This is a genomic window from Neomoorella sulfitireducens, from assembly GCF_024733845.1.
Lineage (GTDB): Bacteria > Bacillota > DSM-521 > Neomoorellales > Neomoorellaceae > Neomoorella > Neomoorella sulfitireducens.
Genome location: NZ_JANRHG010000004.1, coordinates 48357 through 70257 on the forward strand (window position 1 = coordinate 48357; position 21901 = coordinate 70257).

Annotated in this window: 23 protein-coding genes and 1 tRNA gene; 16 read left to right on the forward strand and 8 right to left on the reverse strand. The window is 54.3% G+C overall.

The genetic code is table 11. From position 1 onward, the window contains the following. Positions 1 to 71: 71 nt before the first annotated feature. The gene (gene pckA / locus NWF31_RS05590; RefSeq protein WP_258359531.1) at positions 72 to 1652 is read left to right on the forward strand and encodes a phosphoenolpyruvate carboxykinase (ATP); all 1581 of its coding nucleotides are present in this window, start codon (positions 72 to 74) and stop codon (positions 1650 to 1652) included. Between the two features lie 51 nt (positions 1653 to 1703). On the opposite strand, the gene NWF31_RS05595 is transcribed toward pckA, so the two are convergent. Continuing rightward, positions 1704 to 2147 carry an OsmC family protein gene (locus NWF31_RS05595; RefSeq protein ID WP_258359532.1) on the reverse strand — a complete coding sequence of 148 codons (444 nt, stop codon included), beginning with the start codon at positions 2145 to 2147 and terminating at the stop codon, positions 1704 to 1706. Positions 2148 to 2299: 152 nt separating this feature from the next. Beyond that, a complete protein-coding gene (locus tag NWF31_RS05600; RefSeq protein WP_258359533.1) occupies positions 2300 to 2536 on the reverse strand; it encodes a YkoF family thiamine/hydroxymethylpyrimidine-binding protein in 237 nt (78 codons plus the stop codon). Positions 2537 to 2648: 112 nt separating this feature from the next. Between NWF31_RS05600 and nth the strand changes: the two genes are divergently transcribed. Beyond that, positions 2649 to 3299, forward strand: a complete 651-nt coding sequence (gene nth, locus NWF31_RS05605) for an endonuclease III (protein WP_258359534.1) — start codon at positions 2649 to 2651, stop codon at positions 3297 to 3299. 79 nt (positions 3300 to 3378) lie between these two features. Then, positions 3379 to 3753 (forward strand): ATP-binding protein, encoded by a 375-nt coding sequence (locus NWF31_RS05610; RefSeq protein ID WP_422880253.1) that lies wholly within the window; start codon positions 3379 to 3381, stop codon positions 3751 to 3753. A 143-nt stretch (positions 3754 to 3896) separates the two neighbouring features. Here NWF31_RS05610 and NWF31_RS05615 read toward each other — a convergent pair whose 3' ends face one another. Then, complete coding sequence (locus NWF31_RS05615) at positions 3897 to 5822, reverse strand: aconitate hydratase (RefSeq protein WP_258359536.1); 1926 nt, start codon at positions 5820 to 5822, stop codon at positions 3897 to 3899. 90 nt (positions 5823 to 5912) lie between these two features. Here NWF31_RS05615 and NWF31_RS05620 point away from each other — a divergent pair, with 90 nt between their 5' ends. After that, positions 5913 to 6194, forward strand: a complete 282-nt coding sequence (locus tag NWF31_RS05620) for a DUF503 domain-containing protein (protein WP_258359537.1) — start codon at positions 5913 to 5915, stop codon at positions 6192 to 6194. Between the two features lie 79 nt (positions 6195 to 6273). After that, entirely contained in the window at positions 6274 to 6738 is a 465-nt protein-coding gene (trmL, locus tag NWF31_RS05625; RefSeq protein ID WP_258359538.1) for a tRNA (uridine(34)/cytosine(34)/5-carboxymethylaminomethyluridine(34)-2'-O)-methyltransferase TrmL, read from the forward strand. A gap of 248 nt (positions 6739 to 6986) precedes the next feature. Here trmL and NWF31_RS05630 read toward each other — a convergent pair. Further along, positions 6987 to 7065: transfer RNA gene (locus NWF31_RS05630), tRNA-Pro, on the reverse strand. Between the two features lie 204 nt (positions 7066 to 7269). On the opposite strand from NWF31_RS05630, the gene NWF31_RS05635 reads away from it, so the two are divergent. Genes NWF31_RS05635 through NWF31_RS05645 form a run of 3 tightly spaced genes read left to right on the forward strand, consistent with a single transcriptional unit; the run spans position 7270 to position 11141 of the window. Continuing rightward, the gene (locus tag NWF31_RS05635) at positions 7270 to 8868 is read left to right on the forward strand and encodes a spore germination protein (RefSeq protein WP_258359539.1); all 1599 of its coding nucleotides are present in this window, start codon (positions 7270 to 7272) and stop codon (positions 8866 to 8868) included. Next, positions 8865 to 10046, forward strand: a complete 1182-nt coding sequence (locus tag NWF31_RS05640; RefSeq protein ID WP_258359540.1) for a Ger(x)C family spore germination protein — start codon at positions 8865 to 8867, stop codon at positions 10044 to 10046. Before NWF31_RS05635 ends, NWF31_RS05640 begins: the two co-directional genes overlap by 4 nt. Then, positions 10047 to 11141, forward strand: coding sequence for a GerAB/ArcD/ProY family transporter (locus NWF31_RS05645; RefSeq protein ID WP_258359541.1), 1095 nt, complete (start codon positions 10047 to 10049; stop codon positions 11139 to 11141). Positions 11142 to 11253: 112 nt separating this feature from the next. On the opposite strand, the gene NWF31_RS05650 is transcribed toward NWF31_RS05645, so the two are convergent. After that, entirely contained in the window at positions 11254 to 11676 is a 423-nt protein-coding gene (locus NWF31_RS05650; protein WP_054935301.1) for a ferritin-like domain-containing protein, read from the reverse strand. A 219-nt stretch (positions 11677 to 11895) separates the two neighbouring features. Between NWF31_RS05650 and NWF31_RS05655 the strand changes: the two genes are divergently transcribed. Further along, positions 11896 to 12915 carry a YeiH family protein gene (locus NWF31_RS05655; RefSeq protein WP_258359542.1) on the forward strand — a complete coding sequence of 340 codons (1020 nt, stop codon included), beginning with the start codon at positions 11896 to 11898 and terminating at the stop codon, positions 12913 to 12915. A 1-nt stretch (position 12916) separates the two neighbouring features. On the opposite strand, the gene NWF31_RS05660 is transcribed toward NWF31_RS05655, so the two are convergent. After that, positions 12917 to 13813 carry a selenium metabolism-associated LysR family transcriptional regulator gene (locus NWF31_RS05660; protein ID WP_258359543.1) on the reverse strand — a complete coding sequence of 299 codons (897 nt, stop codon included), beginning with the start codon at positions 13811 to 13813 and terminating at the stop codon, positions 12917 to 12919. 153 nt (positions 13814 to 13966) lie between these two features. Here NWF31_RS05660 and NWF31_RS05665 point away from each other — a divergent pair, with 153 nt between their 5' ends. Further along, complete coding sequence (locus tag NWF31_RS05665; protein ID WP_258359544.1) at positions 13967 to 15112, forward strand: YkvI family membrane protein; 1146 nt, start codon at positions 13967 to 13969, stop codon at positions 15110 to 15112. Positions 15113 to 15138: 26 nt separating this feature from the next. After that, the gene (locus tag NWF31_RS05670; RefSeq protein ID WP_258359545.1) at positions 15139 to 15378 is read left to right on the forward strand and encodes an alpha/beta-type small acid-soluble spore protein; all 240 of its coding nucleotides are present in this window, start codon (positions 15139 to 15141) and stop codon (positions 15376 to 15378) included. Here NWF31_RS05670 and NWF31_RS05675 read toward each other — a convergent pair. After that, complete coding sequence (locus tag NWF31_RS05675; RefSeq protein ID WP_258359546.1) at positions 15303 to 15818, reverse strand: sporulation membrane protein YtrI; 516 nt, start codon at positions 15816 to 15818, stop codon at positions 15303 to 15305. The two genes, NWF31_RS05670 and NWF31_RS05675, sit on opposite strands and share 76 nt — an antisense overlap. Next, complete coding sequence (locus NWF31_RS05680) at positions 15818 to 16141, reverse strand: YtrH family sporulation protein (RefSeq protein ID WP_258359547.1); 324 nt, start codon at positions 16139 to 16141, stop codon at positions 15818 to 15820. Before NWF31_RS05680 ends, NWF31_RS05675 begins: the two co-directional genes overlap by 1 nt. A 205-nt stretch (positions 16142 to 16346) precedes the next feature. On the opposite strand from NWF31_RS05680, the gene NWF31_RS05685 reads away from it, so the two are divergent. The 5 genes from NWF31_RS05685 (at position 16347) to pfkA (ending at position 21894) form a co-directional block, all read left to right on the forward strand. Next, positions 16347 to 19862, forward strand: coding sequence for a DNA polymerase III subunit alpha (locus NWF31_RS05685; RefSeq protein ID WP_258359548.1), 3516 nt, complete (start codon positions 16347 to 16349; stop codon positions 19860 to 19862). Between the two features lie 67 nt (positions 19863 to 19929). After that, positions 19930 to 20412, forward strand: coding sequence for a pantetheine-phosphate adenylyltransferase (coaD, locus tag NWF31_RS05690; protein ID WP_258359549.1), 483 nt, complete (start codon positions 19930 to 19932; stop codon positions 20410 to 20412). Between the two features lie 18 nt (positions 20413 to 20430). After that, on the forward strand, positions 20431 to 20664 hold the full coding sequence (gene mtrB, locus NWF31_RS05695; protein WP_258359550.1) for a trp RNA-binding attenuation protein MtrB: 234 nt from the start codon (positions 20431 to 20433) through the stop codon (positions 20662 to 20664). Between the two features lie 5 nt (positions 20665 to 20669). Next, entirely contained in the window at positions 20670 to 20870 is a 201-nt protein-coding gene (locus NWF31_RS05700; RefSeq protein ID WP_258359551.1) for a putative signal transducing protein, read from the forward strand. A 64-nt stretch (positions 20871 to 20934) separates the two neighbouring features. Further along, the gene (gene pfkA / locus NWF31_RS05705; protein WP_258359552.1) at positions 20935 to 21894 is read left to right on the forward strand and encodes a 6-phosphofructokinase; all 960 of its coding nucleotides are present in this window, start codon (positions 20935 to 20937) and stop codon (positions 21892 to 21894) included. The last annotated feature ends 7 nt before the right edge of the window (positions 21895 to 21901 follow it).

The following is a 21901-nucleotide window of genomic DNA, read 5'->3' on the forward strand; positions in this document are numbered from 1 at the left end:
TGTTGACCTTCCCGCCGGGCTTATGATATATTGCAAAAGATCATAAACGAGCAAAAGGGAAGGGAGAAACTGTGGGCAATACTTTGGGTTTAGAAAAATTAGGTATAATAAATACAGGAAACCTTTACCGCAACCTCCCGGCGGCCCGGTTGGTAGAAATGGCCCTGGCCCGGGGTGAAGGAATTCTCGCCCCCAACGGTGCCCTCAGTGTAAAGACCGGCAAATATACCGGCCGTTCCCCTGGCGACAGGTTTTTTGTAGATACGCCCGCCGTTCATGATAGTATCAACTGGGGTGGCGTCAACCAGCCGGTGAGCGAGGCGACCTTTGAACGCCTCTATAGGCGCCTCACCGCCTACCTCCAGGGAAGGGATCTCTTCGTTTTTGACGGCTTTGTCGGGGCCGACCCTGCCTACCGCATGCCCATCAGGGTTGTCAATGAATACGCCTGGCAGAATCTCTTCGTCCATCAGCTTTTTATCCGGCCATCGGCGGAAGAACTGGCCGGGCATGAGCCCCGGTTTACCGTTATCTGCGCCCCCGGTTTCATGGCCAATCCTGAAGAAGACGGTACCCGTTCGGAAGCCTTCATTATTTTAAACTTAGACCGGCGGCTGGTAATTATCGGCGGGACTTCCTACGCCGGTGAGATGAAGAAGTCTATCTTCACGGCCATGAATTATCTGCTGCCTGAGCAGGGCGTATGCCCCATGCACTGCTCGGCCAACACGGGACCCGCGGGGGATACGGCCCTATTCTTCGGCCTTTCCGGCACCGGTAAAACTACCCTCTCGGCCGACCCGGAACGGCGCCTCATCGGCGACGATGAGCACGGCTGGTCGGACAATGGCATTTTCAACTTTGAAGGCGGCTGCTATGCCAAGTGTATTAAACTCTCCGCTGAGCATGAACCCCAGATCTGGAATGCCATCCGTTTCGGCAGCGTCCTGGAGAATGTGGTATTAGATCCTGAAACCAGGGTGATTGACTACGACAGCGATGCCCTAACGGAAAACACCCGCGCCGCCTATCCGGTAGACTTCATCCCCAACGCCGTCATCCCCGGGGTGGGCGACCATCCCCGGGCGGTAGTCTTCCTAACTGCCGACGCCTTCGGCGTTATGCCGCCCATAGCCAAACTGAGCCGGGAACAGGCCATGTACCATTTCCTCTCCGGCTATACCAGCAAGCTGGCCGGCACGGAGCGGGGTATCACCGACCCCCAGGCCACCTTTTCCACCTGCTTCGGCGCTCCCTTCCTGCCCCGAACGCCCATGGTTTACGCCAACCTCCTGGGCGAAAGGATAGCCAGGCACAACGCCAGTGTGTACCTGGTCAATACCGGCTGGACGGGAGGGACCTATGGTACCGGTCGGCGCATGAGCCTGCCCTATACCCGCACCATGGTCCGGGCGGCTTTAAACGGGGAACTGGAGAAAGTGGAGTTTACCCGCGACCCGGTCTTCGGCTTCCTGGTACCGAAAGCCTGCCCCGGCGTCCCGGCGGAAATCCTCAATCCCCGCAATACCTGGGCAGAACCGGAAAAATATGACGCCATGGCGCGCAGGCTGGCCGGGCTTTTTATCGACAACTTCAGCAAATTCCATGAAGCACCGCAGGGGATCCGCGCGGCAGGGCCGGTGGCCCGGTAAACCTGATATGCAGCAAGAAAGCCGGCGCAGGACCGGCTTTTTTGCTGCATATTATTTATTGATATCGGTAACCCGGACGACTTTGACGCCCTTCAAGGTGTCCGATACCGGGCACCGCTCTTCGATCAGCTCCAGGAGGCGGTTAATATTGCTCTCCGGTGAAGGAGATTCTATGTAAATGCGGTAGCGGATCTCCTGGTAACCCTTACGGACATCGCGATTCTTACCCAGGAAACCGTCGGGGTCCAGGTCGCCTTCCAGCTCTACGCGGAAATCTTTAAGTTCCACATGGCAGGCCGGGGCAAAGGCGGCGGCGCAGATGGACATGCAGCCTCCCAAGGAGCAGAGGAGAAGCTCCACGGGGTTCATGGCTTTATTGGTTCCACCTAAATCCGGGGGTTCATCTACAGCAACTTTAAATCCCCGCGCTTCGCCCTCGCAATAAAGGCCTTCTCCGGACCAGCGGACGGTAGCATTAAAAGTGGTTTTAGCCATGCTAATCATCCTTTTCACCATTAATGATTTATATTTGTAGAAGGTATCACAAACAGTTGTAGGTGTCAAATAAAAAATAGCCACAGGGAATTGATTGAGGAAGAATTTCCCAGGGCTAAAAAGGATATTAATCTGTTTGTTTGCTTTAAACTTTAACGTGCTGCATTGGAAAGGGTAACGACCATACTGACTTCGCCGGCAGAACTGGCCTGGTCGAAAAGGGAACGGATGCCGGCCCACACCTGCTCTTCTGTACCGTGGATTTCGGTGCTGATGGGGCCAACGTTGTAACTGATGCCCTGCCGGGCAAGGGATTGAATAGATTCGTTGATAATTTCGCTGGCACGGGTCGTCTTCTGGGGGTAAAGGCTTACTTCGGCGCTGAGCATAGAGAAACCTCCTGTCATAATGGCTAAAAGATGTCGTTTTGTTCGTCGCCGTACCGGCTTTGATTCAAGCAGAGGCGGGTCGTTTTTATTTTTTGCCCGGGAGATGGAAGTTATGCAGGAAAACAGGGTGGAAGCTCTTCTGCAAGGGTTACGAACTGCATACCCGGGAGCGCAATCGCGCCTCAAATACAGCAATCCCTTTGAGCTCCTGGTGGCGGCCATCCTTTCGGCCCAGACGACTGATGACCAGGTAAACAAGGTAACACCGGGGCTTTTCCGGCGTTATCCCACCGCGGCGGCCCTGGCGGCGGCAGACCCGGAAGAAGTGGCGGCGTGCATTAAAAGCCTCGGCCTTTACCGGATGAAGGCCGCCAACCTGGTGGCTGCCTGCCGTATTCTAGAGGAAAAACACGGCGGTCAGGTACCGGACAACATAGATGAACTCCTGGAGCTGCCGGGAGTGGGGCGCAAGGTGGCCAATGTGGTCCTGAGCAACGCCTTTGGCCGCGACGTCATCGCCGTTGACACCCACGTTTTCCGGGTGGCCAACCGCCTGGGCCTGGCCACAGCCGGCAGTGTCCTGGAGACGGAAAAGCAGCTAATGACCGTCCTGCCTCCCGGCACCCGCGGCGAGGCCCATCACCTGCTCATTCACCACGGCCGGGCGATCTGCAGGGCCAGGCACCCGAAGTGCCGGGAGTGTGTAGTCAGCATGTATTGTAGTGATGAAGATCACAAGAACCGGGGTAAGGCATCACACTAGGCTTTGGGAAAAAGAGATAGAATAGAAGCAAACAAAGCTGCTTGAAAAAACCTTTATATCTCCTAAGAAGGTGATTTGTATAAAACGCAAGATTGTCCGGATAGACGAAGAAAAATGCACCGGCTGCGGTCTGTGCGTATCGCCCTGCGTCGAGGGGGCCATTGAGATTGTTAACGGTAAGGCCAAAGTCCTGCGGGAAGAGCTGTGCGACGGCGCCGGGGTCTGCCTGAACGTGTGTCCCACCGGGGCCTTGACCATCGAAGAGCGGGAGGCGCCGGCCTTTGACCCCATTGCCGCCGAAGAAAATCTGGCCGCCAAAAGGGCGGAAGGCACGGCGCCCCGCTGCCTACGCTGCGGTGCCGACGAAACCCGGGCCGTCCTTCTCTTTGCCCGCTACCACGGTGAGAGCACCTGGGTCTGTACCCGCTGCCTGCCGGTATTGATCCACGGATAAAGATTTTGTGGGGTAAATTTTCCGCCCTCGTTTTTTAGGGGATGGGCTAGGTACTGGAGGTAAGTTTCACTGAAAGAAAGGGGCTAGACTGGTAAAAAACTACCGGGTCTAGCCCTTTTAACCTTTTAATAGTACGGGGTGTTTTACTTCACTGCCTGCTGCCTGGTGTAATTCAACAAGCCTCCGGCCAGGATGATAGCCCGCTGGCGGGGAGAAAGGCCGTGGCGGACTTTAAAGGTAAAGCCCCTGGTGACGTTGGTCACGGTGATTTCATCCTGCTCCAGGCCGTTTGTCAGATCAATGGCCAGCTTGTCGCCATCTGCATTGCGGTCGTAATCGGCCGGGTCGGCAAAGGTCAGGGGCAGGATGCCGAAGTTCACCAGGTTGCTGCGGTGGATGCGGGCGAAGGATTTGGCGATGACGGCCTTGATGCCCAGGTACATGGGGCAGAGGGCGGCGTGCTCGCGGCTGGAACCCTGGCCGTAGTTTTCCCCGCCGATGATAATTCCCTTCCCCGCATCTTTAGCCCGCCGGGCAAAGCCCGGATCTACACCCTCAAAGGCATGCTCGGCCAGGGCGGGAATATTGGAACGCAGGGGTAGGTATTTGGCCCCTGCCGGTGAAATATGGTCGGTGGTAATATTATCGCCTGTTTTCAAGATCACCGGCGCTTCAATCACCGGGTCCGGTGGCTGGGGAAGCGGCAGGGGCTTGATGTTGGGCCCGCGCCGGATTTCCACCTGGGAGCCATCCTCCGGGGGAAAGATAAACATGCCGTCGTCTACGGGAAAGCTTGCCGGCAGAGTTATATTGATGGGAGCACCCAGTTCCCGGGGATCGCTTAAATAGCCGTTGATTGCCGTGACGGCGGCAACTTCCGGGCTGACCAGGTAAACTGAAGCGTCGGCAGTGCCACTGCGGCCCTGGAAGTTGCGGTTGAAGGTACGCACCGAAACTCCGCCCGAAGGCGGGGCCTGTCCCATGCCGATGCAGGGGCCGCAGGCGCACTCCAGGACCCGGGCGCCCGCTGTGACCAGGTCGGCCAGGGCGCCGTTTTCGGCCAGCATACGCAGGACCTGGCGGGAACCGGGGGCAATGACCAGGCTGACATCGGGGTGGACGTACTTGCCTTTAAGGATGGCCGCGACGCGCATAAGATCGGTATAAGATGAATTGGTGCAACTGCCGATGGCCACCTGATTGACCTTAATGGGCCCTACTTCCCGGACGGTAGCCACGTTATCCGGCATATGGGGCCTGGCCACCAGGGGTTCCAGGCTGCCCAGGTCGATGTCGATTATCTGCTCGTAAGTAGCATCGGGGTCGGGTTGCAATTCCACCCAGTCCTCAGCCCTTCCCTGGGCGGCCAGGAAGGCCCGGGTAACCTCGTCGCTGGGGAAGATGGAAGTAGTGGCCCCCAGCTCGGCACCCATATTGGTAATGGTGGCCCGTTCCGGTACGGAAAGGGTGGCCACGCCGTCGCCGCCGTACTCGATAATTTTGCCCACCCCGCCTTTGACCGTCAGGCGCCGCAAAATCTCCAGGATAACGTCTTTGGCGCTGACCCAGGGCGCCAGGCGGCCGTGCAAATTGACACGGATTACAACCGGCATGTTAAAATAAAAGGGTCCGCCGGCCATAGCCACGGCGACGTCCAGGCCGCCGGCGCCGATAGCCAGGGCTCCTACTCCACCGGCAGTGGGAGTGTGGCTGTCGGAGCCCAGGAGGGTTGTCCCCGGCACAGCGAAGCGCTCCAGGTGTACCTGGTGGCAGATGCCGTTCCCGGGGCGGGAAAAGATGATGCCGTATTTAGCGGCAATGCTTTGCAGGAAAAGATGGTCGTCGGCGTTTTCAAAACCGGTCTGGAGGGTGTTGTGGTCTGCATAGCTGAGGGAAAGTTTGGTCCGCACCCGGGGGATGCCCATGGCTTCCAGCTGGAGGTAGGCCATGGTGCCGGTGGCGTCCTGGGTCAGGGTCTGGTCGATGCGGATGGCCACTTCCTCCCCCGGTACCATCCTCCCGGCCACCAGGTGCCGGCTGATTATTTTCTGGGCAAGATTCTGGCCCAAATTAGTTTCCTCCTCTCCAAAAGGCTGGGATCCATTATAATATAACAGAAGCAGGCCTAAATGTGAACCCGGGAAAGGGGATGCAACCTCATGGTAATTGGGGTCGGCCAGGCCACCCTGCGCTTCGCCGGAGCCAGGAGTTTAAAGGATAAACGGCGGGTGTTAAAGAGCCTGCTCACGCGTTTGCACAACCGCTTTAACGTTGCCGTTGCCGAAGTAGGGCACCACGACAGCCACCAGGAGGCCGAAGTGGGCATTGCCTGCGTCAGCACCGCCGGCAGTCATGCCGATCAGGTCCTGGCAGCGATCCTGGTTTTTTTGGAGGCGCAAGGGGATATTGAAGTGGTGGATTATCATACGGAGTTACTTTGATGGTGGGCTGGATGTGCCTATGAAGCGTCAGCAATAGCAGGTGTTAAAATAAAATTATATTAAAGGAGTTCGGGTTACCTTGCCGCTGCACGTAGTTCTCTATCAACCGGAGATCCCCCAGAATACCGGCAATATAGCCCGTACCTGCGCGGCTACGGGAGCAATCTTGCATTTAATCCATCCCCTGGGTTTCCGCCTGGACGAGAAGCACCTGAAACGCGCCGGCCTGGACTACTGGCAGGAGGTAACCATCCATGAACATAAGAGCTGGCAGGCTTTTCAGGAAACCTACCCCCGGGCTGTCTGTTATTATCTTTCGACTAAGGGACAGCGTTTTTATACCGGGGTCAATTATCAACCGGGGGATTTTCTCGTCTTTGGTCCTGAAACCCGGGGGCTACCGGCTTCCATCCTGGAGGCGGCAGGGGACAGGGTATTGCGTGTACCCATGCGCCCGGGGCTCCGTTCCCTCAATCTAGCTAATACAGTCGCCCTGGTCCTCTATGAAGCTTTACGCCAGATTTCTTTCCCCGGGCTGGTATAAAAATAGAGCCAGGTTAGCCTGGCCCCGGATAAATCCCGTTATTTTCTTATTTGTCGCCGAAGAACAGCAAGATGAGGATCAGGAAAAGGATAAAAGCAAAGCGGTTGTCTAATTTTAGGCTATCCATGTAGCTTCCCTCCATGATTGGTTTTTAATATATCCTATGTTTGCTACCTTAAAGTGTGATGCCGCTAAATAAAAATGGCCCATCTCAGGGTTTGAGATAGGCCTTTTATTTTTGAAAGTCATGGTCGGGATGACTGGATTCGAACCAGCGACCTCACGGTCCCGAACCGTGCGCTCTAAGCCAAGCTGAGCTACATCCCGGCAGCAAAACTTATTATAATCCAAAAACCGGGTGAAGTCAATGTAGCTTTTTTCCTTTGCTCTGGAAAATATCCTTATGACTTCTCTGTAGTTTGCTATAACTTTTCTTTAACTTTCTAAACCAGGTATCGCTGGCTTTCCAGGTTATATTTTACTATTTTTCCAGGCAAGATAAAGATAGCATTTAAAGGAGAAGAAATCCTGGTGACTAATAAATCCTGGCGTTACCTGGGACATAGGAATAAGGCCTCAAAAACAAGAGAAAAAATAGCCCTTCCCCTGGTCGATGAAGGGCAAGCGGCAGCACTGCCGTTGCAATATAGTTTGGCGGTTAATCTAGAAACTTTACAAGCCATTTTTGCCGACTGCCAGGATGTTGTCTACAGGCAGATGCGAATTGGCGGGGTTATGGGGCATCAGGCGGCTCTTGTTTATGTCGACGGGCTGGTAAACAATGATATTGTTAATGATCAGATTATGAAATCAATCCTCCTGGAAGCGCCCCAGGCGATGCCGGTATTGACGGGGGCACCTTATGAACTCTACCGCCAGGTCAGGGACTCCCTTTTAACTGTAGCCAATGTCCGGGAAATAATTGATTTTCGGGAAGCGGCCCGCTGTATCCTGAGCGGCTTTGCCTTATTTTTACTTGATGGTGTCAACCGGGCTCTGGCCATTGAGGTTTATGGCTGGGAACACCGGGGGGTGGAAGAGCCCCAGGCGGAAGCGCTAATACGGGGTTCCCGGGAGGGTTTTTCTGACTGCTTGCGGACCAATACGGCCCTCTTGCGGCGCCGCCTGCGGGACCCTCAGCTTAAATTAAAGACTTATTTTTTAGGCCGGCGCAGCCAGACGACAGTTGGCTTAATGTACATTGATGGCGTAGCTAACCCTGGGTTGATCACTGAAGTGGAGCAACGCCTCAACAAAATCGATATCGACGGTATCCTGGAAAGCGGCTATATCGAGCAGTTTATCGAGGATAAATGGTATTCGCCCTTTGCCCAGATCCAAAATACCGAAAGGCCCGATGAAGCTGCCGCCGCCCTCCTGGAAGGGCGGGTAGTTATTCTAACCGATAATACACCTTTTGCCTTAATTGTACCTGCTACTTTCAATTCCTTAATGCATAATCCGGAAGATCACTACCACCGTTGGTTTATTGCCGTCCTGATTCGCATCTTGCGTTTTGCCGGCTCTTTCCTGGCCCTGCTGCTACCATCCTTCTACATTGCCATGGTTTCCTTTACACCGGAAATGATCCCTACCTCCCTGGCCATATCCATCGGCGCCGGGCGCGAAGGCCTCCCTTTTCCAACTATTATCGAAGCCTTTATCATGGAAAGTGTCCTGGAGCTGTTGCGGGAAGCTGGTATACGCCTGCCAGGCCCTCTAGGGGAAACCCTGGGGGTGGTGGGGGCGCTTATTTTGGGCCAGGCGGCTGTCCAGGCAGGTATTGTTAGCTCGGCCATGGTAATTGTTGTGGCTCTGACAGCTATAGCCGGGTTTGTTCTTCCCAGTTATGATGCCGCCATCTCCTTACGGATCTTGCGTTTCTTTTTAATGATCATGGCGGCTGTTTTTGGCCTCTATGGCGTTATTTTAGGGTTAATGTTAATCCTTACCCACATGGTTTCTTTAAAAAGCTTCGGTGTACCTTATCTTAAGCCCTGGGCACCCTGGACAGCCGCGGATCTTAAAGATAGTATTTACCGGACCGCCCTTTTCAGGGAGCGCTTGCGCCCCGCTTATCTCAGACCCCTAGAAGCCAGGCGCATTGGTAGGGGGAAGAAAAAGCAATGAACCGGAGGAGCCTGTACCGGGCCGGCCTACTCCTATTATTGTTAACAATAATTACAGCTGGTTGCTGGGATAATAAAGACCTGGAACGCCGGGCCCTGGTGCTGGGGGCAGCAGTTGACCTGACTGCTGCCGGTGGTAGTTTGGTGGTGACAGAACCATGGAAAATTACCCTGGAAATGCCGGTCCTGCGCCGCATGGTTACCAGGGGTGGGGGCGGTGGTGGCGGTGGCGAAGGGCAAGACGAGAATACCATGCCAACCTGGCGTCTAACTTTAACGGGGATTACCTTTGCCGAGGCCATACGTAAGGCAGCTACCCGTTCGGAACGGACCCTTTTTTTTGGCCACCAAAAAATACTTCTCATGGGCGAAGAACTGGCCCGCCGGGGTGATTTAAGGTCGGTATTAGATTTTTGGGCCCGCAACCGGGAAAGCTATCTGGCTATTGATGTCCTGCTGGCCGAGGGGCCTGCCGGGGATATTATGGAAGCCCGGCCCAAATTTGCCCGGAGTGTCAGCATGTTTTTACATGAGCAGATGCAGCAAGCCATTAAGACTTCCCGTTTTGTTAAGCATTCTTTAGCTGAAGTGCTGGCCGCCCTGGACACCGGCCAGGATATTTTACTGGCAAGGGTTAAGATGGTACCCCGGCAAGAATTAGAAGTTAGCGGTGCGGGTGTAATTCGAGAAGGACGGCTGGCGGGGTGGCTCACTCCCGAAGAAACCCAGGCCGCCCTCTGGATCACCGGGGAAACTAAAGGTTGCGACATCCTGGTAGTACCGGTACCAGAGTTACAGCAAACTTTAAGTGTAGAATTTGGTAAGCTCCAGGCGGAAGTAAAGCCTCTAATGGAAGAAGATAAATTAAGTTTTACTATAAAAATAAAGGTTGAAGGTAAAATAGCTGAAAAAATGGGTAATCCCAAGTTGTTTGCGGCTGCCGACCTGCATCAAGTGGAAAACAGGGCGGCTAGATTAATGGAGGAGCGTATCAGGCAGGTACTGGGCAAGTTACAGCAACAGTACCAGGCTGATGTACTGGGCTTTGGTCGCAAGGTGGAAAAAGTTAGGCCGCGCCAGTGGGAAGCAATGAAAGGGCAGTGGCGGCAAATATACTCCAGCCTGCCAGTTACAGTACAAGTAAAGGTAAGCATCAGGCGTACAGGTATGGTGAGCTAAATGTTATCGCAAGAAAGAATTGGTACCAGTGAAGCCTTCTTTTTAACTGTAGCCGCAATGATCGAAGTTGGGACCTTAATCGGCGCCAGGGATATAGCCGATCAGGTGGGGGTGGACATGTGGCTGGTTTCACCCCTGGAGACTTTTTTCAGCCTGGGAGCAATATACATTCTTACCCGCCTGGCCATGAAGTTTCCCCAGCAGGATTTTTTCGGCTTCAGCCGGCAAATTGCCGGCCGCTGGGTGGCCTGGCCCCTGAGTTTAGGTTTACTTTTTTACTGGCTTGCTTTGACGGCCCACGTTACGCGGGTTACTACTGATGTAATCAAAAATTCCCTGCTGGCGCGCACGCCGGCCGAAGCAATCCTTTTATCTTTACTTATTGTGGCGGCCTATCTGGCCAGCCGGGGGCTGGAACCCCTGGCCCGGGCCTCTATCATTATCTGCATAGTTACTTTACCCCTGATTATGATGCTTTTTTTACTGGTCCTGCCCCATTTTCGCTCTGATAATTTCTTACCAGTCTTACCCAGGGGGCCCTGGCCGGTCCTGCGCCTGGCCTTTTGGCGCATTAGTAATGCCGAAGAAATGAGCCTGTTTCTAATCCTGGTTCCATTCTTACAGCAACCGCGGGAAGCCTGGCAGGCTGCCAGCCGGGGTTACCTGGTGGTAATGGTCATCGTAATCACTGTCCTGACCACCTGCCAGGGAGTTTTAGGAATTGGGCTCCTTAAGCATTCTTTAATTCCAGGGTTAAGTGTTACCCAGCTGGCCGAGTTTGCCGGTACCTTTATTGAACGCATCAGCCTGGTTTTTATCTCCCTGTGGATTATTCTGGTGTTTCCTACGGTCGCGGCTCTCCTCTGGGCCAGCGCTTACCTGGCCGGGCGCCTGTTACAATTAAAAGACTATCGCCAGCTGGTTTTTTACCTGTTGCCTCTGGTCTATTTCCTGGCCCGGCATCCAGGGAGTAACCTTGAAGTGAAAAGCTTTTTTTTCTTTCTTCAACCCCTGGGCTTTGCTTTCTTACTAATCATACCTGCTATCCTCTATCTTATTGCCATCATACGTTTTCCTCCCGCCGGGTCTTCCTGAAAGCACCGGATTGCAAATCCAAGCAAAAAAGCCGGGGTAGCATTCCCCGGCTGCAAGTGATGGACGCCGCTTACAGTGATGCAGGCCTGCTGGCATGATAGTTAAGGGGATTTTACTTGAAGTAGCGGTTAAGCAGGCCTTCCAGGGCCAGGGCATGGCGGCCTTCGTCCCGGGAGGACTCGTCAAAGAAGTCGTGGGCGTGGTCGATGTTGTTTTCCTTGGCCTTGATAGCAGCCTCACGCTTGCCCTTGTTGGCCCCCAGCTCGCCGGCCAGCATCTTTTCCAGGTTTTCCTTGGTGCTGGCGCTGATCTTGCCGTTCAGCTCGGCAAAGTGGGCGGCGTGCTCGGCTTCTTCCCAGGCGATTTTCTCCAGGGCCAGGGCCACCTCGGGGTAGCCTTCCCGCAGGGCCTGGCGGGCCATGGCGAGATACAGGCCAACCTCCATGGTTTCACCTTTGAAATTGGCCTCGACGGCATCCTCGACTACCGTGCCCTTGGTTATACCCAGTTTGACGTCATTAACCAGTTCTGCCATTGCCAACTTCCTCCTTCAATAATAGTAATGGTTACTATTAATGATTACGATTTCATTATATATATTGTACCCATTCCTGTCAACCTTTTCATCAAAAAATACCAGGGTAAAAGTTAATATTAAAGCTGGCTAATGACCGTGATAAGTTTTATATATTTTACACCATACCCTCCCCCATGTTATCCTGGATTTAAAATTGACCAGAAGGGGAGGAAGAGCATGTCTACCAAAAGCCTTACAGCCACAGACGGCAATCAGGGCCTGGGACTTATCCAGGGGCTGGGCCTGACTATAATGCTGGCCCTGGTAGCCAGGCAACTGGCCACCCTGCCCATATTAAACATCATGGGCAGCATGGTGCTGGCTATTCTTTTAGGTATCGCCTGGCGTTCCTTCATGGCCGTCCCGGAAACGGCCGAGGTGGGTATAAATTACGCCAGCAAAAAAATTCTCCGTTATGGTATTATCCTCATGGGACTGCGCCTGGACATACCTGAAATTGTTGCTGCTGGCCCTCAGGTTATTATTCTTGATGCCCTTGCCATTTTCCTGGCTATGGTCGTTATTACTTTTTTGGGGCAGAAGCTGGGGCTTAATAAAAAATTAGCCACCCTCATAGCTGCCGGGACCGGTATTTGCGGGGCGGCAGCTATTGCTGCCGTTGCCCCGGTAGTTAGGTCCCGGGATGATGAAACTGCCGTGGCGGTAGCCATTATCGCCTTGCTTGGTACACTGTTTACAATAATTTATACTCTTCTCTATCCAGTAATTAATTTAACTTCTTATGAGTACGGTTTATTTTCCGGCAGCAGTCTCCATGAACTGGCCCACGTCATTGCGGCAGCCCAGGCTGGCGGCAGCGCCAGTACGGATATTGCTATCCTGGTAAAACTGGGGCGAGTGGCTCTCCTGGTGCCGGTAGCTCTATTGCTGGGTATAATTTTTGCTTCCCGGAATAAAACAGGCACCGGTTGGAATTGGTGCCAGCTACAGGTACCATGGTTTATTTTCGGTTTCCTGGCCTTAAGTGGTCTCAATACCATGTCCTTTCTACCGGTTCCCCTGACAGCGACCATGATCCAGGGCGGTGTTTTTCTCCTTACCATGGCCATGGCCGGCCTGGGCCTCAACGTCAGCCTGGAGATGATTAAAAGGGTTGGTACCAGGGGGCTTGTAATCGGCCTGGTGGGTTCAGTTGTACTTAGTTTAACTCTTTTACTGGTTATTACCAGCTTATAAGTTAAAAAGGATAGTTGGAGCGCAAAAGCTCAAGGAAGGCTTCGGCTGCGGCGCTGCGAAATTTATGACGGTTATAGGCGAGATGGAAGGTACGCCTCAAATCAGCCCCCTGTAATCTTACTTCCCGGAGCAGGTTATGCCTGCTCTCTTTTTTTATTGCCAGCCGGGAGATAATGGCAACCCCCAGCCCGGCTTCCACAGCTTCTTTAATGGCCTGGGTACTGCCCAATTCCATTATTACTTTAAGGCTAGAGGGTTCTAATCCTGCTTGCCTTAAACCTGCTTCGGCTACCTGCCTGGTCCCGGACCCCTCTTCCCGCAGGATAAGGGGTTCCTCCTTCAATTCTTCTGGCCGGACTTCCCCGCGGCTAGCCCAGGGGTGTCCCGGGGGAACGATGAACACCAGTTCGTCCTGGAAGAGATCTTCCTGGATTAAGTTGGGGTGCTCAACCTGGCCTTCAATAACGCTTAAATCCAGTTCACCAGCTAAAACCCGGCGGATGATTTCCTGGGTATTGGCAATTTGTAAGGTTATTTCTACCTCGGGGTATTGTTGCTTAAATTGCCCGGTAAAACGGGGTAAAAAGTACTCGCCAATGGTAAGGGTAGCGCCTACTACCAGGTGCCCTTTAACTTTACCACTGACATCGGCCAGGGCTTTTTTGGCTTCGTCATATAGTTTGCTCAGTTCCAGGGCGTAATTATAGAGGAGCCGGCCTGCCTCGGTAAGGGTAACCTGGCGGTTATTACGCTCCAGGAGGCGGGTACCAAAATATTCTTCCAGGGACTGGATGTGCAGGCTGATGGCGGGCTGGGTCAGGTGCAATACCCGGGCGGCCCGGGAAAAACTCTTTTGTTCGGCTACAGCCTTGAAGACGAGTAACTGGGTATCGAGCAAGAGGCATCACCAATAAAAACTATAACAGCTTTTTAGCCCCCGGTCTATCCCCTTAATAACCATACCGTATTTGCGAAAGGATGGCCATAATTATGCGGGAGCTCTGCTTTTACCAGTTTATTCGCGGCCCGGTTAAGGCATAATAAACTTACTATGGCTAAACAGTATGCGACCTGGCAGATCGCCGCTGCCTATATCGGCACCGTCGTAGGGGCCGGTTTTGCCTCCGGCCAGGAGGTGTTACAGTTTTTTGGCTACTTTGGCCTGTGGGGTATCTTCGGCCTTATCCTGGCCACGGCCCTGTTTATCTTTTTTGGCTACACCGTCCTGCGCCTGGGACATCAACTGGCAGCCGAATCCCACCTGGAGGTGATGCACAGGGCGGGCGGCCCCTGGATAGGCCGGGCGGTAGATATTATCACTACGTTTTTCCTTTTCGGCGCCCTGGCCGTTATGGCCGCCGGTGCGGGGGCTATTTTCAGCCAGGAATTTCACCTGCCCGGTCTGTTGGGCAGCAGCTTAATGATAATTATCACCCTGATTACGGTACTGGCAGGTATCAACAAGGTAATAGGTTCTATCAGCCTTGTGGCACCTGTATTAGTAGCATCTGTTTTAGGAATAAGCATGTTAACGGTAACTAAAAATCTACCTGCCTTACTGGCCAATTTTTCCTGGAGTCAGGTTGCCAGGGCTGCTGCTCCCTTCTGGCCCCTGGCGGCCCTGTTATATGTTTCCTACAACCTGATCCTATCTGTAGCTGTCCTTGCCCCCCTGGGAGCCCGGGGACGACAGGGGCATCTCCTGCCGGGAGCAATCATGGGCGGCCTGGGACTGGGGCTGGGGGCCACGGCTATTACTCTGGCCCTGATAACAACCGCCCCGGCGGTAACGACCCTGGAAGTGCCCATGCTGCATATAGCCGGCAGCTTTAACCCTATCCTACGTACCGTTTACAGTGTCGTCTTGCTGGCCGAGATATATACAACCGCCGTCAGCAGCCTCTATGGTTTTACCACCCGGATAGCACGCCGCGGAGGATATGCCTTTCGCCGATGGGCAACCGGAGCTAGCATGGTAGCCCTGCTGGCCTCGCAATTCGGCTTTTCCCGCCTGGTGGCCGCCCTTTTTCCCCTGGTGGGTTACGCCGGTTTCCTGCTCCTGGGGGCACTGGCCTATTCCACTTTAAGGGAAGTCTGGCCGAACTTGCAGATAGCCCCGGCAAGGCCAATGGCCCCGGTTCCGGCTCGCAAACCCCTTCAAGAAGCTCATAGTAGGAAGGACGGGGAGCAGCAGTAGGAAGATCCGAAATGCAGGTGATGCATATGAGTAAGAAAAAGGAAGATCCGGGAGCCCTGGCTCTAAAATTGGAAGTGGCCGCCGAACTCGGCCTGCTGAACAAAATAAAAAAGGAGGGCTGGGGGGCCTTGAGCGCGGCGGAAAGCGGCAGAATAGGCGGGTTGCTGGCGAAGATGAAAATCGGTTCAGCCTATATGGCTACGGTGGCTGGACAACCAGCCATCAGGGATACGGCTGAAGAAGATGAAGAACCCGATAGGCCCTGAGCCTGGACGTGGATAATTACCTCATCGCTGATCAGGAGCAGGGTAACTTTTAGTTTATATTGGCGGCCGTTCGCTTTGACGGTACGGCCGTCAATCATGGCTGGGACAAGGGCCGGATTTAGACGGCGCACTTCCTGGCCCTTCAAAGGAGCCAGGATGTTCTGGATTTCTCTGGAAATAGCCTGGGTAACGGCCCGCCCTTCTACTTCCGGAGGCCTGTCGCCGCTAAAAGCAATAACCGGTTCGATGGCTACGATTACCTGGCGGCTCTCCCGGTCCAGGTTTTCTTTTAGTTGCACCAGTTCTTCATTGGCCGTCGCCAGGCGCTGTTCAAGTTCCGAACGGGCCAGGTGAAGTTGCTCCTGTTGGCGGGCTAGGAGGAGGTTGGTCAGGCTGGCACCCAGGAGAAAGCCCAGGATAAAAACGACCAGGTAACGCATTATTTACCTCCGGCCAGGTTGTGAATAAGCCAATAACCAACCTGGGCGCCAATAAAGGCTACAATGATAAATAAGAGCTGTTTGGCTAGAACACGGAACTGGCCTTCCAGGAGCCCCTGGCCCAGGATCTCGATAGCGCTGAAGGTACCACCCATGGCAGCGGCAATAGCCCAGATTTTTATTTCCAGGGCCAGGCGGGTCATGGTCCGTAAAGGCGGCTGCCCGACGAGGACGGCCGCCAGGGAGCCCACTACTGCCGCCCCCAGGACGACCCCCAGGGCGGTAAAAAAGATGAGCAGCAACCTAGGGAAAAAACCATCCACTGGGATATACCTCCGGTTTTGCCTGGCTTTATGCCCGTCTCCCTTTTTTGGGCCTGCGGCTCTGCAATACAGTCTGCGGCCACTTCACAGTTTGCTGGCAACCCAAATATTCCGGGTGCCTTGCTCTTATTTATACTGCTCCCGGGGCTGGCATATGCTTATGCAAGTAAGAGGAATTCGGACCTGGATGTAGAAATAACTCCCCATGGATTCCTTTGTCCATCTTCATGTCCACAGTGAATACAGCCTTCTGGACGGGGCCGGCCGTATTAAGAATCTGGTAAGGGCCGCCAGGGAGACAGGCATGCCCGCTCTGGCCCTGACGGACCATGGTGTCATGTACGGGGCAGTTGACTTTTACAAAGCAGCCAGGGAAGAAGGGATAAAGCCTATTATCGGCTGCGAGGTTTATGTGGCACCCCGTTCGCGCCATGACCGGGAGCCTCACCGGGACGACTACCAGTACCACCTGGTACTCCTGGCTGCCGACGCTGAAGGTTATCGCAACCTGGCAGCCCTGGTTTCCGCTGCCTACCTGGAGGGCTTTTATTATAAACCCAGGGTGGACAGGGAATTGTTGAGCCATTACAGCCAGGGTCTCATTGCTTTAAGCGCCTGCCTGGCCGGCGAGGTACCCGGACTGCTTTTAAAGGATCAGGAAGAGAAGGCATATGAAGCTGCTGCCTGGCTCAGGGAGGTCTTTGGCCGGGACAATTTCTACCTGGAACTCCAAGACCATGGCCTGGCAGAACAGCGCAGGGTAAATCGCCGTCTCATCGAACTGGGAAATAGATTGGACTTATCCCTAGTGGCAACCAACGACGTTCATTATATCTCCCGGGACCAGGCCCGCGTCCATGATATCCTCCTCTGTATCCAGACCGGTAAAACCCTAAGCGATCCTAACCGCCTTCGTTTCCCCAACAACCAGTTTTATTTAAAGAGTCCTGAAGAAATGGCGGCCCTTTTTGCCGAAGTGCCGTCGGCGCTAACCAATACCCTGGCCATTGCCGAACGTTGCAACTTTGACTTTACCTTTGGCCAGCTGCACCTGCCGGCTTACCGGGTGCCGGCGGGAGAAGATACGGCAAGTTACCTGCGCCGCCTCTGTTACGAGGGTTTAAGCAGGCGTTACCCCGGCGATGATGGAACGGCACGGCGGCGCCTGGACTATGAACTGGCCATTATTGAACAAATGGGTTACCCGGGCTATTTCCTTATTGTCTGGGATATAGTCAATTTTGCCCGCCGGCAGGGTATCCCGGTAGGTCCGGGAAGGGGCTCGGCCGCCGGCAGCCTGGTGGCTTACTGTTTGGGGATAACTGCCATAGATCCCCTGCGCTATAACCTGCTCTTTGAGCGTTTTCTCAACCCGGAGCGGGTCAGTATGCCGGACATTGATGTTGATTTTTGTTTTGAGCGCCGGGACGAGGTTATCCGGTATGTCCAGGAAAAATATGGTAAAGAACACGTCGCCCAGATTATAACCTTTGGCACCATGGCCGCCCGTGGTGCCGTCAGGGATGTCGGCCGGGTTTTAGATATACCATTAAGGGAAGTCGACCGGATCGCCAGGTTGGTACCCCTGGAACTGGGTATGACCCTGGACCGGGCCCTGGCCATAACGCCGGAATTGAAGGAAAGCTACGAAAGCAGCGCGGCCGTGCGGGAACTCTTGGACACGGCCAGGGCCCTGGAGGGTATGCCCCGCCATGCCTCAACCCATGCGGCGGGGGTAGTTATTACCCGGGAACCTCTAACCCATTACCTGCCCCTGCAAAAAACCGGCGAGGCTGTGACGACCCAGTTCCCCATGCAGGTAGTAGAAGAGCTGGGCCTCTTAAAAATGGATCTCCTGGGTCTCCGCACCCTGACGGTCATCGACCGGGCCCGTCACGCCATCCGGCAGAATTCCGGCTGCGACCTGGACCTGGAGAACGTACCCCTGGATGACCGGGATACCTACCGGCTGCTGGCGAGTGGAGAAACCAGCGGCATCTTCCAGCTGGAAAGCAGCGGCATGCGGGCCATCTTAAAGGAATTAAAACCAGAGCGTTTTGAGGATATTATTGCCCTGGTAGCCCTGTACCGTCCCGGGCCCCTGGGCAGCGGCATGGTAGAGGATTTTATAGAGCGCAAGCACGGCCTGAAGCCCATTACTTATCTCCACCCGGCCCTGGAATCTATCCTCAAAGACACCTACGGCGTCATCCTTTACCAGGAGCAGGTCATGCGCATTGCCAGCGAACTGGCGGGGTTTACCCTGGGGCAGGCCGACCTTTTGCGCCGGGCCATGGGTAAAAAGAAGCCGGAGGTCCTGGCGGCCCAGCGCAAGCATTTTTTGGCCGGCGCGGCCAAGAAAGGAATACCTGAAGAAATTGCCAGTAAAATATTTGAACTCATGGAATATTTTGCCGGGTACGGTTTTAATGCCAGCCATTCAGCAGCCTATGCCCTGGTGGCATATCAAACGGCCTATCTCAAGGCCCATTACCCAGCAGAATTAATGGGTGCCTTGCTTTCCAGTGTGGCCGAACACCTGGATAAAATGGGGCCTTATCTCGCTGAATGCCAGCGTTTGGGGATTAAGGTCCTGCCGCCTGATGTCAACGAATCCGGTGTTGATTTCACCATTGCCGGCGGGCATATCCGTTTCGGCCTGGCAGCGATAAAAAATGTCGGCCGAGCCGCCGTGGAAGCCACCATTGCCGCCCGGGAGGAGGGGGGTCCCTTTACTTCTCTCCTGGACTTTTGTCGCCGGGTGGACGCGAGGCTTGCCAATAAAAGGGTGGTTGAGAGCCTCATCCGCTGCGGCGCCTTTAATTCCCTGCACCCTAACCGGCGACAGCTCCTGGCCGTCCTGGATGCCTGCTTTGAACTTGCGGCCCAGCGCCAGGAGGAACTCCGCAACGGCCAGATATCTTTACTGGATATGGTGCCGGAAGAAGTTGACGAGCCGCCCCTGCCTGATCTGCCTGATTTTCCCCGGGTCGATATACTGGCCATGGAAAAGGAACTCCTGGGTTTCTATTTGAGTGGCCACCCCTTAGAACCCTATACAGAAGCAATGCGCCAGGTCGTTTCCCATACCCTGGCCGATCTCGCCGAAATACCCGCTGGTAGCCAGGTTGTCCTGGGGGGCGTGGTAAACAGTTTGCGCCGTCTGGTCACCCGCAAGGGTGAAACCATGGCCATTCTTACCCTTGAGGATTTCAGCGGCCGGATGGAAGTCGTCCTTTTCCCCCGGGTCTACGGCCAGTGCCGCACATGGCTAACCACCGACCGGGCGGTAATTATTTATGGCCGTACTGATAAACAGGAGGAAGGGGTCCAGGTCCTGGCCGAGCAGGTAAAGCCGGTAGTGGTAACTCCCGGGGAAGGGGGAACAGTGACCGGAGGGGTGAGCCGGGAACGGGCCAACGGGGAGAAAACACTGGCGGCGTCCGTCTTTACCGGCACCGGGAAAACTGCTGGTGACACGCCTGGCAGGTGCCTTTACTTAAAGTTGACGGGAAAAGAACAGGGGATGGCAATCCAGGATATTTTAACGGCTTTTCCTGGCGACTGCCCGGTGTACCTGCATTTGAGCGATGAGGGGCGCACTTTTATTCTTCACCCGCGGTTGTGGGTTGACCCCGTCCCGGCCCTGCTGGCAAGTTTGGCCCGCCTGCTTGGTGGGCAAGATAAAGTAAAACTGGTACCGGAAAAAATGATAAATTAAAGTCTCTTAAGCAGGAATATCAACTAAGGAGTGGAATTAGCTAAAAAGGGTAAGGGGGTGATAGCTGTTGAGGGTGGCTGTATACCCGGGTACCTTTGATCCGATTACCAACGGGCACCTGGATATCATACGGCGGGCTGTCGGGATTTTTGACCGGGTGATTGTAGGCGTTGCTGCCGATAATTATAAAGAACCCCTATTTTCCCTGGATGAAAGGGTAAAATTAATAAAAGAAGTAATTACAGAATGGCCTACGGTTACAGTAAAACCCTTTTCCGGGTTGCTGGTTGATTTTGCTCGCAGGGAAGGGGCCGTGGCCGTTATCAGGGGTTTGAGGGCTGTTTCCGACTTTGAATATGAATTCCAGATGTCCATTATGAATAAAAAACTGGCGGGCGACCTGGAGACTGTATTTCTAATGACGGCTACCGAATACTCCTTTATTAGTTCGAGTATTATTCGCCAGGTAGCTTCCCTGGGTGGATGTATTCGCGGCCTGGTGCCGCCGGGAGTAGAGCGTGCTTTATTACAGCGCTACGGATTTTTATAAAGGAGGTGAAGGTTATAAATGGAGGTTAGGGACAATGTTACTGCTGCCGATTTTATTGCCATTAAAGCCCTGGAGAATGGGGTAACCATCATTGGCTTGACACGGGGTAAAGACACCAGGTTTCACCACTCCGAAAAACTAGATAAAGGGGAAATCATGATTGCCCAGTTTACCGAGCATACCTCTGCTATGAAAATCCGCGGCCGGGCGCTGGTGCTCACAAAATACGGGAGTTTAGAGGCGGGGGAGTGAGCGGTATGTGGACGGTGATCTACATTGCGTCCAACCACAAACAGGCCTTGCGCCTGAAAGAGATATTGACCGGGGAAGGTATTATGGTAAACTTACGGCCGATTGGCTCCTGCCAGATGGAAGACCTGTCGGGATACGAGCTCCTGGTCCCCGAATCAGAAGCCGAAGAAGCCAATGAAATATTGAATACGGCCCTGGTACGGTAACAAAACTGAGGGGACTATAATTTAATTCCCGCCAGGAACCTTGAAATTTTGAGGAGGGAACTTGTTGCGGACCATAGGAGTCCTGACCAGCGGCGGTGATGCCCCGGGAATGAATGCGGCCATCAGGGCGGTAGTACGCCAGGCTGTCGCCCTGGACATGGAAGTAATCGGTATCTCCCGGGGTTACGCCGGGTTAATCCAGGGCGACTTTCGCCGCCTTAATACGGGTTCGGTCGCTGATATTATCCACCGGGGCGGTACTATTTTGCTGACGGCCCGGTCGGAGGAATTTCGCACGGAAGCCGGCCGGGCTATAGCCGTGGACAACCTCAGGCGGGAAGGCATTGAAGGTCTGGTGGTTATCGGCGGTGATGGGTCATTTCATGGTGCCGTCCACCTGGCTAAAAAAGGAATACCGGTAGTAGGTATTCCCGGTACAATTGATAACGACATAGCAGGTACCGACTATACCATCGGCTTTGATACGGCGGTAAATACGGCCGTGGAAGCCATCAATCGTATCCGTGATACGGCGACGTCTCACGAGCGGATTTTTATCATCGAAGTTATGGGGCGTAATTCAGGCCAGATTGCCCTGGCAGCCGGTATTGCCGGTGGTGCCGAGTCCATCCTTATCCCGGAGTATCCCGTTGATTATGACCGGGTGGTGGAACGCCTTGAGCGGGGCCGCCACCGCGGGAAGCTTCACAGTATTATTGTGGTGGCTGAGGGTGTGGGCAGTGCCCTCGAAGTCAGCCGGGAAATCGGCAAGCGCACCAATTTGGAAAGCCGGGTGACAATTCTCGGCCATATCCAGCGAGGGGGGGCACCAACGGCCTTTGACTGCCTGCTGGCCAGCCGCCTGGGCGCCTATGCCGTAGAACTGCTGGCTGCGGGGGCGGGCAGCCGGATGGTGGGAGTCGCCGCCAATGAACTGGTCAACCGGGATTTGGAAGCAATTCTCCAGGAAAGAAAGCCCATCAATCCTGATTTATACCGCCTGGCCGAAGTACTCGCTTTGTAGGGAAGTT

What these genes read in the sequence shown, in the direction of transcription:
- NWF31_RS05595 (WP_258359532.1), bottom strand. Translation starts at nt 2,147, where the DNA reads ATGGCTAAAACCACTTTTAATGCTACCGTCCGCTGGTCCGGAGAAGGC.
- NWF31_RS05600 (WP_258359533.1), bottom strand. Translation starts at nt 2,536, where the DNA reads ATGCTCAGCGCCGAAGTAAGCCTTTACCCCCAGAAGACGACCCGTGCC.
- nth (WP_258359534.1), top strand. Translation starts at nt 2,649, where the DNA reads ATGCAGGAAAACAGGGTGGAAGCTCTTCTGCAAGGGTTACGAACTGCA.
- NWF31_RS05620 (WP_258359537.1), top strand. Translation starts at nt 5,913, where the DNA reads ATGGTAATTGGGGTCGGCCAGGCCACCCTGCGCTTCGCCGGAGCCAGG.
- NWF31_RS05640 (WP_258359540.1), top strand. Translation starts at nt 8,865, where the DNA reads ATGAACCGGAGGAGCCTGTACCGGGCCGGCCTACTCCTATTATTGTTA.
- NWF31_RS05645 (WP_258359541.1), top strand. Translation starts at nt 10,047, where the DNA reads ATGTTATCGCAAGAAAGAATTGGTACCAGTGAAGCCTTCTTTTTAACT.
- NWF31_RS05650 (WP_054935301.1), bottom strand. Translation starts at nt 11,676, where the DNA reads ATGGCAGAACTGGTTAATGACGTCAAACTGGGTATAACCAAGGGCACG.
- NWF31_RS05655 (WP_258359542.1), top strand. Translation starts at nt 11,896, where the DNA reads ATGTCTACCAAAAGCCTTACAGCCACAGACGGCAATCAGGGCCTGGGA.
- NWF31_RS05665 (WP_258359544.1), top strand. Translation starts at nt 13,967, where the DNA reads ATGGCTAAACAGTATGCGACCTGGCAGATCGCCGCTGCCTATATCGGC.
- NWF31_RS05670 (WP_258359545.1), top strand. Translation starts at nt 15,139, where the DNA reads ATGAGTAAGAAAAAGGAAGATCCGGGAGCCCTGGCTCTAAAATTGGAA.
- NWF31_RS05675 (WP_258359546.1), bottom strand. Translation starts at nt 15,818, where the DNA reads ATGCGTTACCTGGTCGTTTTTATCCTGGGCTTTCTCCTGGGTGCCAGC.
- NWF31_RS05685 (WP_258359548.1), top strand. Translation starts at nt 16,347, where the DNA reads ATGGATTCCTTTGTCCATCTTCATGTCCACAGTGAATACAGCCTTCTG.
- mtrB (WP_258359550.1), top strand. Translation starts at nt 20,431, where the DNA reads ATGGAGGTTAGGGACAATGTTACTGCTGCCGATTTTATTGCCATTAAA.
- NWF31_RS05700 (WP_258359551.1), top strand. Translation starts at nt 20,670, where the DNA reads ATGTGGACGGTGATCTACATTGCGTCCAACCACAAACAGGCCTTGCGC.